The sequence below is a fragment of the Paenibacillus sp. FSL W8-0194 genome (genome assembly GCF_037969745.1).
GTDB classification, from domain to species: Bacteria; Bacillota; Bacilli; order Paenibacillales; family Paenibacillaceae; genus Paenibacillus_AQ; species Paenibacillus_AQ cookii.
Genome location: NZ_CP150205.1, coordinates 463,859 through 480,296, shown reverse-complemented (window position 1 = coordinate 480,296; position 16,438 = coordinate 463,859). Strand labels below are relative to the sequence as shown.

Genomic DNA, 16,438 nt, shown 5'->3' with positions numbered 1-16,438 from the left:
GAAAGAGCGCGAGACGCTTCAAGCATTCACGCAGCCATCTTCCGCCTCCGTGCCAAGCACGCGAATCACGTCGTTCGGGTATATATGGACGCCGGCCGTCCCCGTTAAAGCGATGTTCACCATGGCTCGCGCAAGGGTCCTAGCCGGCATGGCCCGGTATTTGGCCGCTTTGCCCCGCATGAGGGGGTCCAGGCTTTTCATGACCCAGGCCCCTGCCGCCTCGCCGAAGCGGAATTCGTTTCGCTCGCCGAGCAGCAGCGACGGCCGAAACAAATGCACGCCTTGGATGCCCACGGAAGCCATGGCTTTTTCGGCCTCGCCCTTGACCCGGTTGTAGAAGATTTTGGAATTGGGATCGGCCCCCATCGCGGTAACGGCCAAAAACTGCCCGGCGCCTTGACGTTTCGCTATTTTCGCCGCCCGCAGCGGATATTCAAGGTCGACCTTGCGGAATTTCGCCTGCGATCCCGCTTTTCGGATCGTCGTGCCAAGACAGCAAAACACATCCCTGACGCCCCGGAACGTTTCCGCATGATCCTCCAGCGCCTCTAAGTCGATGATCGTTTCCCGCAGCTTCGGATGGCGAACCGCCAATGGACGCCTCGTCAGCACGACGACGGCATCATAGGCTTCGCTGCGCAGCAGTTCCGCAACCAACTCTCCGCCCACAAGCCCCGTGGCGCCAAGCACCAATGCCTGCAATCCGATCTTCCCCACCCCGCTTTCTAAGTCATCCTTTTTTCCTCATTCTACCTGTTCCACGTATCCGGTTTCAACAGGCCCCTTCCCCCCGGAGCCATCCGCTTCTTCTTCCTTAGCAGCCGCGTTCTCAGGGGCCAAGCATCCCCACATCCCGTCATGCTTCCCCCTCCCTTTTGCGTTTATCGTTTTTCCGTAGATTTGAAATTCGAATGTCGTGCGGATATACTGAAATAGAATTATTTTAGAATGAACGTTCAGTATAAATATTGGAGCCAAGGTGAGGTGAGGTTCATGAACAAAAAACAGCTTTCCAGCCAGCAGACGAAACAGAAAATCGCCGATGCCGCCCGCGCCTTGTTCGGGCAAAAAGGATATGCCTCCACCTCGATCGAGGATATCGTCGCCGCCACGCAAATCAGCAAAGGCAATATCTATTACCATTTCAAAAACAAGGAAGGGCTGCTGCTGCACCTGCTTGACGAATGGAACCGGGAATGGGCCGAGCAGTTCCAGGCGAAAAAGGCCAAATACCATACCGTCAAGGAGCAGATGATCGCGCTGGTCGAGCATTTTCTGATGGACGGATTCCAGCATCCGCTCACCAAGGCGATGAACGAGTTTTACGCGACCGAGCTGATTACGTCTCCGAATCAGGACCGGATCGAAGCGATGATGCACGGGTATCTCCGCAATTATGAAGAGCTGCTGGAAGAGGGCATGCGGACGGGCGAATTCAAACCGGACGACGCGCGCATGCTCAGCATTATCCTTGAAGGCATGCTTGCTGGCATGGAGTTCTCTTCGAACAAAATGTCTTTTGAGGAGGCGCGCGCGCTGTACCTTAAAGCGATGCATGTTTTCCTATACGGCATTACCGGCCTGACGGAACCGCCGGCCGCTCCGTCGGCGACGGAAGCCGACCGAATGAAACTTTAACAATCTTAAACAAGCTTGATCAAGTTATGGAGGAACTCTCATGAGTCAAGAAAAAAAGCTTTTGCCCGCAATGGAAACCGACCCCGTAGGCAAAGTATTCGTACGTTATCTCATTCCTTCCCTTGTCGGGATGCTGATGATGTCGATCAACGTCGTGGCCGACGGCATTTTCGTCGGTCACCGCCTGGGCGCGCTGGCGCTGGCCGGCATCAACATCGCATCCCCGGTTTTCTCCGTATTTTTCGCCATGTCGCTATGGCTCGGGATCGGCGGCGCAACCCTGTTCTCCCAATCGAAAGGCGCGAAAAACGCGAAGCAGGCGCAGCGGATATTCACGCATTCGCTTATCCTTATTTTCGTTTTGACGATGCTCGTCGCGCTCACGGCCTATCTGCTGCGAATTCCGTTGGCTTATGCGCTCGGGGCCAACCGGGATACGCTCCCGTATGCGCTTGAATATATGACGGTGCTGCTCACGTACGGCTTTATCATTACGATCCAAAATACGTTCAGCCTGTTCGTCCGCAATGACGGCAACCCGAATCTGTCCATGGTCTCGATGGTCGTTTCGGCGGTGTTGAACATTGTTTTAAACTATGTATTCCTGTACGTGCTGGATATGGGCGTCAAAGGTTCGGCATTGGCGACCGTCGCCGCCACGCTGGTCGGCGCGCTGGTCCTATTCGTCCATTTTTTCCGCAAGGAACGGACGCTTTCTTTCGTCAAGCCGTATTTCTCCCTCCGGCTGGCCATCCGGACGCTGACGATCGGCTTTCCAAGCTTTATATCCGAAGTCGGATTATCCGTATTCACGATCGGATACAACGTGGCGATGGTGCGTTGGGCCGGGACGGCAGGCGTCGCCGCTTTTTCGGTGCTCAATTACGCCCACAGCGTCATGCTGATGCTGTTCCTCGGCATGGGCTCGGCGGTTCAGCCGCTGATCAGCTACTATCGCGGCGCCAAGCTGCGCCTGCGCGAAGTGCAAACCGTCCGGATCGCCGTCGTTACGGCCATCGTCTCCGGCATTGCCGTATTTCTTTTTGGCCTCGTGTCCGCGGGAGGCATCGTGTCGCTGTTCGGCGATTTCTCCGCAGAGGTCCGGTCGCTGGCGGTCAACGGCATCCGGTTGTTTTTCATCGGCTATATGTTCATGGGCGTCAACTTCGTCATGATGACTTATTTTCAGGCAACCGAGCAGGTCAAGGCAGCCGTATGGATCACGTTGTCGCGGGAAATCATTCTGATGGTCATCTTCCTGCTGGTGCTGCCTCACCTGCTGGGCACAAGCGGCGTATGGCTGTCCATCCCGTTGTCCGAATGCGTCGTCGCCCTTTCGATCTTCCTGTACGTCAAATTTTTGCAAAACGGCAAAAAAAGCGCGTCGATCACCATGACTTCAAAGAAAGCGGACCGCATTTGACCCAAGCTGTTCGAGAACAATACGTCTTCCCTGGCTTGCATGCCTTGCACGCGAGCACGCGCACCGCCTGTCTTTTCCCATCCGGGAAGGGACAGGTTTTTTGCGTTGGATAAACTCTCCACTTCAAAAAATTTGGTCTTGCCTATTGTATTAGGTGTATTAAGTGATATAATACACTTAAATCACTAATCGTACTTCGGTACGGTGGGAGGAACCTCTATGGAAGAACAGCAGGTTGGCTCGCTGCATTTTCAGATCGATTTCAGTCAACCTTTATATGAACAGATACTGGACCAAGCCAGAAGCGCAATAGCAAAAGGAGAGATTGCTTTGGGAGACAAAATGCCATCGGTCAGAGAGCTCGCCCAGGAACTGCGGATTAATCCGAATACCGTGATGCGGGCCTATCAGGAGCTGGAACGGGACGGATTGACGGAGAAACGCCGGGGTCAAGGCACGTTCGTGACCTCCTCCGCCGAAAACGTGGCCTCCTTTCGAACGGCTCTGGCCGCCAAATATATCGACAGTTTCATGGAGCAGATGGAAAGCCTCGGACTTTCATGGGAAGACATCGAGAAATACGTCCGGGGGAAAAAAGATTCGGGGACGGGAGGATACGGATTATGACCCCAAACATTGTGGAATGCCATCAGGTAACGAAGCGTTACGGCAAAAAAATCGCGCTGGATCGGCTTGAACTTGCGATTCCCGCAGGAAGGATCACCGGCATACTGGGCCCGAACGGCTGCGGCAAATCGACTTTTTTCCGTACGTTGACGGGCATGGTGAAACCTGACGAAGGACGGATCGAGGTGCTGGGAAAAACGCCGGGCTGGCGGACGAACGAAAGCATCGCCTATCTTCCCGACCGCGCCCGATGGTATCCGAATCATACGGCCCGGCAAGCGCTCGAATGGGGAAACTCTTTCCTTGCCGGCTTCTCCATGGAACGCGCGATTCAGCTGGCGGACGAAATGGAGATCGACCTCGACATGCGCGTCGGCGGCATGAGCAAAGGCCAGGAAGCGCGGATTATGCTCATTTTATGCCTTGCGCGGGACGTGGATCTTGTCGTGCTCGACGAGCCGTTTACAGGGATTGACGTCATGTCCAGGGAAGCGATCGTCGCCAGTCTGATCGATTACCTGGAAGAAAGCGAGCAGTCCATCCTGATCAGCACCCATGACATCCAGGAAGTGGAGGGGCTGTTCGACTACACGGTCATGATGAAGGAAGGCCGTGCCATCTGGTCCGGCAATTCCGAGGATTTGCGGGCGGAATACGGCTCGCTGCGGAACGTTTTCCGCAAATTGTACGCGAAGGAGTGGAACGATTAATGTTTTCCGCAGTTTTCCGTGATTTGGTACGGCACGAGTTCAGAAGCAAAGGAAACTGGAAAAAGCAAAACCGGACCCGCATTCCCCGAGGTTGGTGGTGGGCCTACTTTTTATGCATCCTGGCCGCCATGATCGGTACCGCTACCTATTTTGCCCTGCGGAACGATCTTCAGGTTAATGCCATTTGGACCATTACCCTGGGTTTTCCATACATCGTATTTTTCCTTGGATTCGGGTCCGTCAAAAACGAATGGGGCAACGAAACCTACGGCTGGTGGCTCACGATTCCCGCATCCCGCATGCGGCTCATTGCCGCCAAATGGCTGGGCAGCTGGCTGAAGGTATGGGCAGCGATCCTCATGCTGTTTGTCATCACGTCTGTATACGTCATGATTCTTTCCTTCACCATCCCCTACTATTCGTTCGAAATGACCCGGGAGTTTATGGCGACCGGAATCCAGTGGCTGTCGCTGATCGTCACGTTGAGCCCGCTGATCATCGCGGTCGGCATCCTAATGGGCATTCTTCAACACACCGTCATCCGTCCTTTGGCGCCGATCCTGTGGGTTGGTTTCATGGCGGCCCTCGGCCTGACGTATTCCTTGACGGACATCGTCATTCCCGAATCAAGCTTTTCACCGGAGCAAAGCCTTTGGGCTTCCTATCCGCTGGAGCTTCCGGCCATCGTCGCGCTGGACTGGATCCTGGCCTTTGCAGTGCTTCGGATCACGGCGTTTTTGCTTGAAAAGAAACTGGATTTATAGGAGGAAAAAAACATGGTTCAAACGATCCATCCGCCAAAGGCGGCTGATTATACTGCATCTAACAACGAATATATGCTAGAGGTCAAAGGACTGCGAAAAGCGTACGCCAAAAAGCAGGCGCTCGAAAACGTCACTTTTTCGCTGAAGCCCGGCACCTCGTTTGGTTTTCTTGGCCCGAACGGCGCCGGCAAATCGACGACGATGAAAATATTGACGGGCATCGTAAAGGCCGACAGCGGCACCGCGAAGCTGTTCGGCAAAGATGCCGCCAGCGAAACGGATGCCGTCGCCAAATATATCGGCTACGTTCCGCAGGACATTACGCTGTACGAAAAGCTGACCGCTTACCAGAACCTTGAATTTTTCGGGGAAGCCTATGGGGTCAAAGGCAAGGAGCTAAAGCAAAGGATTCATGAGGTGCTTGCCAAGACCGGCCTTCTCGAGCGGGCAAACGAGGCGGTCAGCACCTTCTCGGGCGGCATGAAAAGAAGGATCAACATCGCCGCCGCCCTGCTCCATCGGCCCAAGCTCCTCATTCTCGACGAACCGACGGTGGGGATCGATCCGCAGTCGCGCAACCATATCTTCGAGATGATCCGCGAGCTGAACCGCGAAGGCGTGACCATCATCTACTCCACGCACTACATGGAAGAGGTCGAAGCCCTTTGCGACGAAATCGCGATCATGGATCAGGGCACGGTCAAAGCGATGGGCCCGCTGGGCCAACTGCTCGAGCAATACGGCCAAAAGGCGATTTATCTGGAAGTTCCCGGCTTGACCGAACCGCCTCAAGATTCATATATCGCCTCCTCCCGCAAGGAGGGGTCCGGCTGGCTGCTGGAAACGGAACAGCCTTCGGTCCTCATGCAGCATCTTTTGCGCCAGGCTTCGCAGCAGGCATGGGACGTCAAGCAGCTGGAAATCGTCCGCCCTTCGCTCGAAAGCGTGTTTTTGAAGGTCACCGGAACGGCGCTTCGCGACTAGCGAACATTCGGTTCCAAACTTTGAACAAAGGAGATTCCAACGATGAAATCGATGATTATCAAAGAGCTGCGGCTCATAGGCAAGGATAAAAAAAGCTTCTTTTTTCTCCTCTTGATGCCGATTATTTTTATCGTCATGTTCGGTTCCGTCTTCAATCAGGGCGAAGGCGGGGCCTCCGTGACGCTGCGTACGATCGATCAGGACCAGACCGCCGCGTCCAAGGCGCTGATCGGCCAAATGAAGGGCATCATGGACGTGGAGCAGCTTCCCGCGGATGACGTAAGCGGGCAGCTCGACAAAATCAAGCAGGGGCAATTCTCGGCCATGCTCGTCATCCCGAGCGGTTTCGGGCAGGCAATGAAGTCGGGGAAAGCGGCTGACGTCAAGCTGTATCAGGACCCGTCCGCCCAGATGGAAGTCGCCCCCATCCAGGCCATTCTCGGCAGCATTTCCACCCAATACCGCGAGCAAAAGCTGACCGACCTGCTGATCTCCAAAGGCGAGTCCGAAGCGCAGGCCGAAGCGGCTCTCGCCTCCCCGATCCGGATCGAAAACGTGACGGCCTCCTCGGATAAGTTCAGCATGATTGATCAAGTCGTGCCCGGCATGACGGTCATGTTCGTCTTTTTCATCATGATCACGATGGCCCGCCGCTTTTTCGAGGAAAAGAAAACCGGACTGCTGTCGCGTATCCGGACGACGCGCATCAAACCGCTGCATTATTTGCTCGGCATGTGGTTCCCGTTCGTTTTGACGGTCATCGCGCAGTGCGTCATTTTGTTCGCCTTCGGCCATTTCGTATACGGCCTGGCGCTGGGCGACGTCGCCGCACTCGCCGTCATCGTGGTATCCCTCAGCATTGCCGGCACGGGCATCGGCCTCGCTCTCTCCTTCCTCGTGCCGGGCGAAGGCGCGGCCATGGTCATCACGCAGGTCATTTCCATGGGGGGCGCCATGCTGGGCGGTTTGTGGGTCCCTTCTTATCTCCTGCCGAAGGCGGTGCAGACGGTCGGCCATTTCCTGCCGCAATTTTGGGCGCAGCATTCGCTGCAGGATATTATCGCCCATGGCGCACATCTAGGGGACGTATGGGGCGCAGCCCTCATTCTTCTCACGTTCGGTTTGGCCGGACTTACCGTGGCCATGCTCAGACTGCCGGGTTTTCTCCGGTCGGCGGCCAACTAGCGTCGCCGAACGGGGCCCCCGATAAAAGACAGCGGCTAGCGCACTTTCCAAGAAAACGGGCCGCGTAGGATTGAGGTTTCCCCAAGAAGCAAGAAGCTTGCAACAATGAAGGGCTGTCCCGCCGATTTGCCGGCAGGACAGCCCTTTCGCTTGATCCCTATCATGATCTTTGAGTCAAAATACGCTTACGATGAAGATGGCAAAACACGCAAACCCGATGAGCGCCGCCGTCTTTGCCCCGGACAGTTTCGGTTTTTCCGCGGAACGGTAAAACCGGCGCTGCCCAAACAAATTGCGGTGCAGCACATAAAGAACCGTCAAATTCGCGGCGAGAAACAGCAGCATCTGGATCGGCCCCAGCTCCTTCCCGTCCGTCAGCGGCCTTTCGACGGCCCCCAAAGCAAACAATCCCACGGCCAAAAACATGATGCTGCGCAGTGCTTCAATCGTCCACGCCGCAGCTTTTCCGATCCCCATATCGCCCGCCTCCGCCTTGATCATTTTTCAAACCAGCCCGTTTTGTTTTCGCACATGGATGTCAAACGGCACCCGATCCGTCATGGCGCCGCCTCTTTGTTGACATTGTATCAAAGAAGCCGGCCCTTCCACAACAAAACGCCTGCCGTTCCGGCAGACGTTTTCCGGTTTCAGGCCCCCCATTTGGGAATCGAGGGCAGCTGTTTTCGCATATGGTCCACAAAAACCTTGGCGAACACCGGGTCCCACTGGCTTCCCCGTCCTTCATCCAGAATGGACAAAGCGATGGACGGCGCCATGCCTCTGCGGTAAGGGCGGTCGGAGGTCATCGCGTCATAGGCGTCGGCCACGGCGATGATCCTTCCGAGCACCGGAATCTCTTCCCCGGCGAGCCCATCGGGGTATCCTTTGCCGTCGTAACGCTCATGATGCGAACGGACGCCCGGAAGCAGCGGCGCCATCACTTCCTTCGGTTCGATCTGGAGCAGGATGTTTTCGCCAAGCTCCGGATGCGCTTTGATCTGATCAAATTCTTCATCGGTCAGTCGTCCCTCCTTCAGCAGGACGGTATCGCGAATGCCGATTTTGCCGATATCGTGCAGCAGCGCCGACTTCCGGACGATCGCCAGCTCCTCCGGGGACATGCCGCACAGCCGGCCGATTTTTTCCGAATATTCGGCGACGCGCAGCGAGTGGCCCGCGGTGTACGGATCGCGCGCATCCAGCGCTACGGCAAGCGTGACGAAATAACTGTCCAGCATGACCTGGCTCTCCTTTTCCCGCATTTCCAAAGCATTGACCATCATGTTGAAGCCGGTAACCAGCTTGGAAAATTCATCGGAATACACGTTCTGGACCTTGGTCAGCCGTCCTTCCTTAATTTCGTTCATTGCATCGTACAGCTGCGAAATCGGGCGCTCGATGTCTTGGGTGATCAGCCTTGCCCCCATGTAAACAAAAGCCGAATCGATGAGCAGGATCAGTCCGGCCCAGCCCCAGTAGTTTTGGAACATGCCGCCGTCGAGCTGCTCCAGCCGGATATGCGCGGAAAGGCTGAACAGCAGCAGCGGCAGGGTGCCGATCAGTATGCCGCTGACCAAAAATTTGGGACGGATCGACAACAACATATGGTCATCGGCATCCAGCTCCACCCGGAACTTTTTTTCGGCAAGCATTTTGAATTCGATCAGCATCGGGCGGATGGCGGCCGTCGTCAGGAAAAAATCCAGCATCGCATGCATCCCGGCCACCAGCAGCGCCCCCAAAGCCGCCACCAGGATATAAGATCCGGGAAAAGTCAGCAGGCCTTCGTGCAGCATCCATGCCGTCAACAGCAGTGCCGGTATCGAGAAGCTCAGCTGATGCGGCACCAAAATCCGAAAGACGGTCAGCAGCGGCAGCCGCTGCGTTTGGATGAACGCGTTGCGAAGCACGTCCAGGCTTGCGCCCGGGGCAAGCCCCTCCCGGAGGGAGCGGATATGGCGGTTAAAAAAAATCCATTCGGCGGCCCCCATGGAAACGAGCGAAACGAGCAAGACGAGTGCAAGGCGTTTATACTCCTCTGTGGCGATGTTCAGCGTCGCCGGCACGATCGCGCTGCCGACGACGAGAACCGTAAGCAGCAACCCGATCAAATAATTGCGCATCAATTTGCCCAGAAACGACCGGTATACCTTCCGCGTCTCCAAGCAAGAAGAATCGGTATTCATACAGCAAAGCCTTCCTTATTCGTAAAATGGCCAGTCCAATACTACTATCATTATCGGACGAAAGAACGGAATATGTGACAATAATCGCAAGAAACATCCCGCTTTCGGAAACATTTTGTGACAACGGCAAAAAAAGCCCCGCCAAGGCGGGGCACGCATAAGAACTTATGAATTTATTCATAGATCCGTTTCAAATCATTTCCATTCCAGGTTGAAAAATCTCTTGATTCCCTCCTTGCCCTGTTCCGTCACGATGACGGCTCGGCCGGAAGCCGCCCGTTCAATCCAGTTCATGTCGAACAAACGGGTGACGATCGCTTGGCCCAGGCTGCCCGCAAGATGATGCTGCCGCTCGCTCCAATCCAGGCAAATTCGGCCGAACGACCGACGCTCCTTGCGCAGCGCAGGCAGATCCAACCCAAAGTCGGCAAAAAAATTCTCACCGGCCGTCGTCACGACAAATTCGCCGTCGCCTTCTTCGATCCACCCCTGTTCGACCATGGCCCGGGTCAACCCGACGCCCAGCTTCCCCGCCAGATGGTCGTAACAGGTTCTGGCCTTGCATAGGGCTTTCATTTGTTCGGATTGGCGCAGCGACCTGATTTCGGCGGGCCGGGAAATCGATAGCAGCGTCTCGAGCGCCCGCGCGATTTCTTCGTTCGCCAGTTTGTAATAACGATGCCGGCCGTGCTTCTCGGCTGCGACCAGCATGCCGGAAGCCATTTTCCCCAAGTGAAAGCTGGCGGTTTGCGGGGTTATGCCTGCCGCAAGCGCCAATTCGCTGGCCGTATGGAAACGGCCGTCCATCAAACTCGTCAGGATCGCCGCCCGGGACGGATCCCCTAGAAGAGATACCAGTTCCGCAAGCTTAGGATTTGCGCTCATGTCCGTTCCTCCCTCAAACACATTCATACTTCGATAATAATCGAAACGTTAAAGTGTTGCCATACCCAACCAACCATTGTCCCCTACAATTCAGAATACTTTTGCATAATCCTGGTTTTTGTGATATAGTATAAGAATGTACAATTTCATTTAACCCCTTTTACGTTCCTCGCAAGAAGAATAACCCTTCAGATCCATGAAACCTTCATTCGGATCGACGAAGCATTAAATTCCTATTTTGAATGACCCTAACGAAGTAAGAGTTTATGAAAGACGCATTCTGATTCACACTGGCGCGGTCATCGGAGCCGCAAGGACAAAAGAGAGGTAGGGCTTTTGTTGTTTTGGAAAGGTCATTATTCTGTTTACCGACAAGAATACTTAAGGAACCGGCTGCAGTCTGCCATTTTCGGGCTGTCAGGGGTTAAATAGACGGCGTCATGCTGCGCCTGACAAAATACACAGAACCCCCGGAAGCTGCCCTTCGCAGTCTTCGGGGGTTCGTCCATTTTAGAGGCGATAGCCTTTGATCGGCGTTTTGACCGGAGCGCCTCGCTTCATGTATTCAAGGAGGGTGATCGGATTGTTGTCCATGCCTCCCGCGTTGACCCGGTAGCCGATATACTGGCCCGGGCTGTTGATGCCCGGTTTGACGGAGAACGTCACCTGAACGCCGAGCTTGCGGCAAATGTCGATCACGGGTTTGGAATAACCGCCGTAGGGAAACGCCAGAATGTCGCGGTTATTTCCGATTTTGGCTCGTAAAATTTGATTGGATAAGTCCAGGTCCCGCGTGACTCTCTGCGTATATTCTTCCCACGTCTCGACATGGTGCAGCGTTTTATTGACTTCCGGCCCCATCAGCATCGGCTCGGCCCGGTCCTTGTTTTTGCCCAAAATCCGAATATAACCGTAAGCATGGGAGTCGTAGGTGTGGCTGTAAAAATCGATTCCCTTGCGGTGCATCTCCTGCACTTGCTGCCAATTGAGCTTCGGCAGTCCCGGATGTTTGTTATTGCCGATGGTCGCGACGATCAGGAAATTGGTTGCTGGCGCGCGGTACTCCTGCAGGATGGGAAAAACATGTTTGTAAAACGTCTCATAGCCGTCGTCAAACGTCAGCAGCACCGCGTTGTCCGGCACGGGGCGGCGTTTCGTGATGAAGTCGGCGTATTGCTCCATCGTGATCCAATGAAAGCCGTTCGCCTTCATCGCATCGAGCTGCTGCCTGAATACGGCCGTATCCAAGCTCTTGATGTCGGTGGGGTGGGGCTGCACGTCGTGATACATCAGGACGATCACCTTATTTTTATAATAAATGGCGTTTGGCGTCGGCCGGGTCGAGAAAAAGCCGTGAACGCGGGCCGCTCCGGCTCCTCCCTTAAGCGGGGTCCGCGCCGGATGGTAAACGTACGGGCCCTCTCTCCATAAAAACAACACAGCGATCAACAATAAAATGCCGAAAGTGCCGTACGATAATATTTTTTTCCGGTGCATGGCTTGCTTGAACTCCTTTGTTACCGATAATGGCAAAAGCTTTATTTTTGGATGATTTTCGCGCTTGTCCGGTGATACCTTCCCTGCATAATAAACATACTCTGAAAACAAGGAGTGATGCAAATGCCCAACTATCGGATCATCGTTGACCTTTCGGACCGCAAGCTGCATTTGCTGGACGAAAACCGGGTCGTGAAAACCTATCCCGTCGGCATCGGCAGAATGGTAACCAGCACCCCGACGGGCGAATTTACGATCATCAACAAACAGGAAAACCCGGGCGGGCCGTTCGGAGCGTTATGGATGGGCTTGTCCAAACCGCACTACGGCATACACGGAACCAACGATCCGGCTTCGATCGGCCATGAAGTGTCGCATGGATGCATCCGGATGCACAACGAGGATGTGCTCGAACTTTCCTCTTACGTGCCCGTCGGCACGCGCGTGACGATCCGGCCCTAGCTTAAAGTCCCGAATCATGCCGCCCAAATAAACAAATCCCTGCAAGAAACTGCCGTTTCAAGCAGGGATTTGTTTTTAGAGCCGATAAGCTAGGCTTTGACCGGATACGCCATGACGCTCATCAGCGCGTTTTCGGCTTGCGTGGAATCCAGCCTGCTGTACTGCACATACACGGGACCGCTGCTGACGACTTCCATAGCATAAGGCACGCCCTTGGGGATAAACCGTCCTTCCGCTTGCAGCGACGCGGTTCGGATATGCTTCGTTCGTTGGCCCGGAACGGTCGCCTCCATGCCGAGCAACGGCTCGCGGTCCTCAAAAAAAGCGTTGACGGTAACCATGACATCCTCCCGGTTCAAATTCAGCACGCATATCGATTCATGGCTTTCCAGTCGTCCGCTGCTGTCCGGCGGAATGTAACCGTCCGGGATGATCCACTGCAATTCGCCTTTGGGCATGATGGTTTCCTCCGCTTTCATCAGGTATTGGGCAGTCAAATTACACCCATTTCCATTTTCGCTCTACCCATTCTGCGGATGAAACCGATATTCCTTCCTTTTTCCGTGAAAAACGCTTTGCGCTGCAGGTTCTTTATTGCCGGGGGCCGTCCGCGTCCGGGCCGTCGGGGTTGACCCGAATTCCCTTTTCGTGCCGGTATTGAATGACGAGCTGCCGCCAAAAATCATAACTTCCTTTTCCATCCGAGATATACGGCTTGTAAAAGTCGTAAGCATCCTGCGCCCAAACCGGGCAGGGCATATTGAGCAGGATTTCCTGCTGCTTGATCCAGGCGGCTTGCTGCGCGGCCGTTGCCTGCAGCGCTTCGAACGCCGCCTTTTCTTCTGGGGTCATGGGCCCGCCCTCCTCCTTTTTGCGATCATAACGATACAAATCGTACCGGTCCATGAGTTGCATCAGCTTTTCCGCATAGTTCGGATCCGTCGCATAACCGGCTTTCGCCACCGCTTTTGCCGCCGTTTTGCCGTCCGCATGCAACGCCCCGCTGTACCGCCGGTCCCCGGCAACCCCGTTCAGGATCAGGCGGGAATGGTCTTGGATGGACTCCTCCCAGCTATGGTACTTGCGGAAATAAGCAAACATCTCCACCCAAGCGCCCCTTACATATTCCGAGGTCGGCATACGGATGCTCCCGGCGGGTCCTTCGCCTTTGATGCCGAACAAATTATTCGCTTGCGCCGCAAGGCTGCTTGCCCCCCATGCCGATTCCAGCGCCGCCTGGGCAATCGTAAGGGAAGCGGGGACTCCTGTCTTCGCCTGGTCCGCAACCGCAAGCGGAGCTAATTTGGCGATGAACTCCTCCTGTTTCACTAAAAACACCCCCTCTTCGTTCTAGCAAATACGACATTTGAAACCCTCCCTCATACCATTCAATGCCGACCGGCTTCAGGCGGCCTGTACGGCCATACCTTGCCCGAACCTTATACAAGCCCTTTTCATGACGGATGAAATGTACGCCCTCCCGGCTTGCTTCAAGCCATAGGCCTCTTCCGGCAAGGATGGGCATACGGCGCATGTATTGCTTAAAGCCGCGAACTTTTTTAAGATAACAGAAGCAATCATCCTGAAAACGAGCATGCAAGCCAATGGCGAACGTGTATGCTCTATATACGCATCTTATTTGTTACGGAGGGGAGAGATGAATATGAACGATATGAAATACCGCATCATTCGCGACGAAGTCAAGCCCGGAATCCGCGCCGTTCAGGCGGGAGCGGAAGATAAAGCAGCGGTGAACGGCCTGATGGTACAAGCCGCGGCCTGGCTGCAAAGCAAAGGTTCCAAGCAATGGCATGAGCTGCTTGCGGGAGAGGACCGCCACGGCGTGCCCGAAGCGATCGGCCGCGGCGACGTATTTATATTCAAAAAAGGCGAGGCGCTCGCCGGCATGGTCATTCTTCAGCAGCACGCCAGCGCGTGGGACCGTTCGCTATGGGGGGAGGAGGGGCATGAATCCTCCGTTTACCTGCACCGGCTTTGCATCAACCGGGACTTTGCCGGCGAGCAGCTTGGCAGCGCCATTTTGGACTGGGCGGTAAACGGCATCCGTTTTCCTCGCAAGGATCGGATCCGTTTGGACTGCATCGCCTCCGTGCCCGCCCTCAACCGCCTATATAGCGGGGCCGGGTTCGAGTATCGCGGACCGGCCCCGGGAGCTTCGTTCAATCTCTATGAAAAGCGGGTACCGGCCGCAGATTAACGCGCGGAATAAGCCGTTCAAGGACGCAAAAAGAGGCGGTCTCCTGCCAAGGAGAACGCCTCTTCGTTGATTTCGCCGCTATGCGGATGAATCCAGCGTACGGCCGATTTTATCCAGAATGACCCGGCTTTCTTCATTGAGTCCTTGTACGGTAACCCGTTTGCCGAGCGCCTCGTATTTATCGATCACTTTGGTGAGGGCGCTGGTTGCCGATTGGTCCCACAGATGCGACCCCGTAAAGTCGATGACGACATGCTCGGGATCCTCGTGATAGGCAAACAGCTGGGTAAAATGCGACATGGTTCCGAAAAACAGCTGCCCATGGATACGATATATTTTGGCTCCCTGCCCGGTTCGTTCCGTGGAGGCATGGATCCGCGCCATTTTCCAGCCGAACCGCAGCGCGCTCAAGATCACGCCCGCCACGACGCCAAGGGCCAGATTCGAAGTCGCCACTACGATCGCCACGGTCACGACCATCACGATCGTGTCGCCGATCGGCACCTTATGCAGCGTCCGCAAAGAATGCCAATCGAACGTTCCGACGGACACCATGATCATCACGCCAACCAGCGCAGCCATCGGAATCACCTTGACCACGCTGCCAAGGACGATAATGAGAAACAGCAGGAACACGCCGGCCACCAACGTCGACAGCCGGGAACGGCCGCCGGATTTTACGTTGATCACCGTTTGTCCGATCATTGCGCAGCCCGCCATGCCTCCGAAAAAGCCGGAAACGATATTGGCAATGCCCTGCCCTTTGATCTCGCGGTTTTTGTCGCTTCCCGTCTCGGTCAGCTCATCCACCAGATTCGCCGTCAGCAGCGATTCCGTCATTCCGACCACCGCTAGCGCCAAGGCGTACGGCAATACGGTTATGAACAGATGGAACGATATAGCGACCGACGGAATATGAAAGGACGGCAGCGTCTGCGTGATCGTCCCCATGTCGCCCACCGTTCTGACGTCCGCATGAGTCCATACCGAAATCACCGTCATCACGATGATCGCCACCAAAGCCGAAGGAACGGCCTTCGTCAGGAACGGGAACAAATAAATGATGAGCAGCGTGCCCGCAACCATCAGATACATGACCCAGGTCGCGCCGACGAAGTTGGGAAGCTGCGCCATAAAAATGACGATGGCCAGCGCATTAACGAAACCGACAATCACCGGCTGCGGCACGAAGGTAATCAAACGACCGAATTTCAGCGCGCCCATCACCCACTGCAATATCCCCGTCAATATGGTCGTCGCGAATAAATATTCGATGCCGTATTTAGCTACGATCGGCCCCATCAGGGAGGCCATGGCGCCCGTCGCCGCCGAAATCATGCCCGGCCTTCCGCCGACAAACGAAATCGTGAAGGCGATCAGGAAGGACGCGTATAATCCGACCATCGGATCCACGCCGGCCATCAGGGAAAAGGCGATCGCCTCCGGAATGAGCGCAAACGCCACCGTCAAGCCGGATAAAATATCTTTTCTGACATTACTAAAGAAACCTTGTTTCAAGCCATTCAAAAACAAAGAAATAATTCCTCCTATCCTATTTTTTGTGCCGAAGCGTCCGTACATAATCCGAAAGAAAGCATATAAACAAGATGATAGCTCCCCACTCTCAGGTTCGCCGGGTCCGATTTTCACTGATCATTATTATAAACATAAATCGAATCGATCCCAAAATGCTATGTAAGCGATTAAATACGGCGTTTGCTCTCCCATCGTCCCGATTCCTTATTCTTATCTGCCATCTCCCCGGCAATAAATGAGCTTTTTACCTGCTGTTTCTATCACGAAACATCTCAAACCTTTTGAATATATTACTAGAAACGAAGATGTTATAAACATTTTCG

General features: G+C 54.8%; 17 protein-coding genes. 9 read left to right on the top strand and 8 right to left on the bottom strand.

Annotated features, from left to right (window positions below; translation table 11 throughout):
* Positions 1-18: 18 nt before the first annotated feature.
* Entirely contained in the window at positions 19-708 is a 690-nt protein-coding gene (locus tag MKY58_RS02060) for an oxidoreductase (protein WP_339325019.1), read from the bottom strand.
* A gap of 285 nt (positions 709-993) precedes the next feature.
* Between MKY58_RS02060 and MKY58_RS02055 the strand changes: the two genes are divergently transcribed.
* From MKY58_RS02055 to MKY58_RS02025, 7 genes are all read left to right on the top strand, one after another.
* The gene (locus MKY58_RS02055) at positions 994-1,638 is read left to right on the top strand and encodes a TetR/AcrR family transcriptional regulator (RefSeq protein WP_339323252.1); all 645 of its coding nucleotides are present in this window, start codon (positions 994-996) and stop codon (positions 1,636-1,638) included.
* A 40-nt stretch (positions 1,639-1,678) separates the two neighbouring features.
* Entirely contained in the window at positions 1,679-3,061 is a 1,383-nt protein-coding gene (locus tag MKY58_RS02050; protein WP_339323251.1) for an MATE family efflux transporter, read from the top strand.
* A 219-nt stretch (positions 3,062-3,280) separates the two neighbouring features.
* Positions 3,281-3,688, top strand: coding sequence for a GntR family transcriptional regulator (locus tag MKY58_RS02045; protein ID WP_339323250.1), 408 nt, complete (start codon positions 3,281-3,283; stop codon positions 3,686-3,688).
* The gene (locus MKY58_RS02040; protein WP_339323249.1) at positions 3,685-4,398 is read left to right on the top strand and encodes an ABC transporter ATP-binding protein; all 714 of its coding nucleotides are present in this window, start codon (positions 3,685-3,687) and stop codon (positions 4,396-4,398) included. The genes MKY58_RS02045 and MKY58_RS02040 overlap by 4 nt, the downstream gene beginning before the upstream one ends.
* The gene (locus MKY58_RS02035) at positions 4,398-5,162 is read left to right on the top strand and encodes an ABC transporter permease (protein ID WP_339323248.1); all 765 of its coding nucleotides are present in this window, start codon (positions 4,398-4,400) and stop codon (positions 5,160-5,162) included. Before MKY58_RS02040 ends, MKY58_RS02035 begins: the two co-directional genes overlap by 1 nt.
* Positions 5,163-5,174: 12 nt before the next feature.
* Complete coding sequence (locus tag MKY58_RS02030; RefSeq protein WP_339323247.1) at positions 5,175-6,146, top strand: ABC transporter ATP-binding protein; 972 nt, start codon at positions 5,175-5,177, stop codon at positions 6,144-6,146.
* A 42-nt stretch (positions 6,147-6,188) separates the two neighbouring features.
* On the top strand, positions 6,189-7,331 hold the full coding sequence (locus MKY58_RS02025; RefSeq protein WP_339323246.1) for an ABC transporter permease: 1,143 nt from the start codon (positions 6,189-6,191) through the stop codon (positions 7,329-7,331).
* Positions 7,332-7,505: 174 nt separating this feature from the next.
* Here the strand turns inward: MKY58_RS02025 and MKY58_RS02020 are convergent, their stop codons facing one another.
* The 4 genes from MKY58_RS02020 to MKY58_RS02005 form a co-directional block, all read right to left on the bottom strand.
* Entirely contained in the window at positions 7,506-7,808 is a 303-nt protein-coding gene (locus MKY58_RS02020) for a hypothetical protein (RefSeq protein ID WP_339323245.1), read from the bottom strand.
* A gap of 170 nt (positions 7,809-7,978) precedes the next feature.
* The gene (locus MKY58_RS02015) at positions 7,979-9,517 is read right to left on the bottom strand and encodes an HD domain-containing phosphohydrolase (RefSeq protein WP_339323244.1); all 1,539 of its coding nucleotides are present in this window, start codon (positions 9,515-9,517) and stop codon (positions 7,979-7,981) included.
* 195 nt (positions 9,518-9,712) lie between these two features.
* Complete coding sequence (locus MKY58_RS02010) at positions 9,713-10,402, bottom strand: winged helix-turn-helix domain-containing protein (RefSeq protein ID WP_339323243.1); 690 nt, start codon at positions 10,400-10,402, stop codon at positions 9,713-9,715.
* A gap of 510 nt (positions 10,403-10,912) precedes the next feature.
* The gene (locus MKY58_RS02005) at positions 10,913-11,899 is read right to left on the bottom strand and encodes a polysaccharide deacetylase family protein (protein WP_339323242.1); all 987 of its coding nucleotides are present in this window, start codon (positions 11,897-11,899) and stop codon (positions 10,913-10,915) included.
* Between the two features lie 123 nt (positions 11,900-12,022).
* Here MKY58_RS02005 and MKY58_RS02000 point away from each other — a divergent pair, with 123 nt between their 5' ends.
* Entirely contained in the window at positions 12,023-12,361 is a 339-nt protein-coding gene (locus MKY58_RS02000) for a L,D-transpeptidase (RefSeq protein WP_212948822.1), read from the top strand.
* Between the two features lie 89 nt (positions 12,362-12,450).
* Here MKY58_RS02000 and MKY58_RS01995 read toward each other — a convergent pair whose 3' ends face one another.
* Positions 12,451-12,819 (bottom strand): sensory rhodopsin transducer, encoded by a 369-nt coding sequence (locus tag MKY58_RS01995; protein WP_339323241.1) that lies wholly within the window; start codon positions 12,817-12,819, stop codon positions 12,451-12,453.
* 133 nt (positions 12,820-12,952) lie between these two features.
* Complete coding sequence (locus MKY58_RS01990; RefSeq protein WP_339323240.1) at positions 12,953-13,690, bottom strand: glucosaminidase domain-containing protein; 738 nt, start codon at positions 13,688-13,690, stop codon at positions 12,953-12,955.
* Between the two features lie 334 nt (positions 13,691-14,024).
* Between MKY58_RS01990 and MKY58_RS01985 the strand changes: the two genes are divergently transcribed.
* Positions 14,025-14,579 carry a GNAT family N-acetyltransferase gene (locus tag MKY58_RS01985; RefSeq protein ID WP_339323239.1) on the top strand — a complete coding sequence of 185 codons (555 nt, stop codon included), beginning with the start codon at positions 14,025-14,027 and terminating at the stop codon, positions 14,577-14,579.
* Positions 14,580-14,657: 78 nt separating this feature from the next.
* On the opposite strand, the gene MKY58_RS01980 is transcribed toward MKY58_RS01985, so the two are convergent.
* Positions 14,658-16,112, bottom strand: coding sequence for a SulP family inorganic anion transporter (locus tag MKY58_RS01980; protein ID WP_339323238.1), 1,455 nt, complete (start codon positions 16,110-16,112; stop codon positions 14,658-14,660).
* Positions 16,113-16,438: the final 326 nt, after the last annotated feature.